The following is an 892-nucleotide window of genomic DNA, read 5'->3' as shown; positions in this document are numbered from 1 at the left end:
TTCCTTTTTATCTTTTTTTTTAATTTAAAATTTTTTTTTTAAATTTTAAATTTTTTAATTTTTTTTTTTTTTTTTTTTTCCTTTTTTTTTTTTTTTTTTTTTTTTTTTTTATCAATAAAGTTTCATATATAAAGCAATGCTACTTCTAATTTTTGTTTTGCATGCAATTCTGAACCATCAGCTATTCCTTTGTTTAGAATTTGAACTAAAATTGCATATGCAGTATATTCTAATGTATCAGGGTCTTGTGACAATTGAACACTATCTAATACAATATGTACTGTATCTTTTGCAGACCCAAGTTGTAAATTAATTAAGATCTCATTATTTCCTGTTCTTAAAACAGCATTTTCTTCAGTGATTTTTGCATCACTATTTTTCAAACTATTTATTAATGTAATAATCTCTTCTCTGACATTTTTATCACTAATATTGTTTGCTTTTTCTACTGCTTTAATTTTAGATTGCTCAATTGCAATTCATAATAATTGGAAAGCAGTACTATAAGTTTGTCCTGCATGTAAAGTTGATCCATCAACTGATTCAATTTCACCAATTGCTTCTTTAATGTAAGTTAAAGCAATTGCTTCTAATCCACAGTTACAATCATAATCTCTTAAAACATCTTGATTTGAGTTAAAACTTGGTAATGAAGTTGTTGTAACAATCGGTCCAGTTAAAAATCCTGCTAATGTAAGGCATTTAATTAATTTAGAGTGCACCCCAAAAAGTAAGTATTAGTAAAAAAGGTTTATAAACTTTTATTTATTATATCCTTTTCTTTGCGGCTTGAATATCATTTATTTCATTTTTTAACATCATTAATATATTCGTCATGCGATAAGTAAATATTGTTATGAATTGTTGCTTTTTTTAATAAAGAATGAAAACT

1 protein-coding gene is annotated in these 892 nt (G+C 24.4%); it reads right to left on the bottom strand.

Features of this window, described 5'->3' with window-relative positions; translation table 4 throughout:
- Nucleotides 1–38: 38 nt before the first annotated feature.
- Nucleotides 39–722: a hypothetical protein gene (locus D9R21_RS06750; protein WP_126821566.1), complete on the bottom strand. Its 684-nt coding sequence runs from the start codon at nt 720–722 to the stop codon at nt 39–41.
- Between the last annotated feature and the right edge of the window lie 170 nt (nt 723–892).

The sequence above is a fragment of the Spiroplasma endosymbiont of Megaselia nigra genome (assembly GCF_003987485.1).
Classification (GTDB): Bacteria; Bacillota_I; Bacilli_A; order Mycoplasmatales; family Mycoplasmataceae; genus Spiroplasma.
Note: the sequence above shows the minus strand (reverse complement) of the source record. Positions and strands in the feature narration are given on the sequence as shown.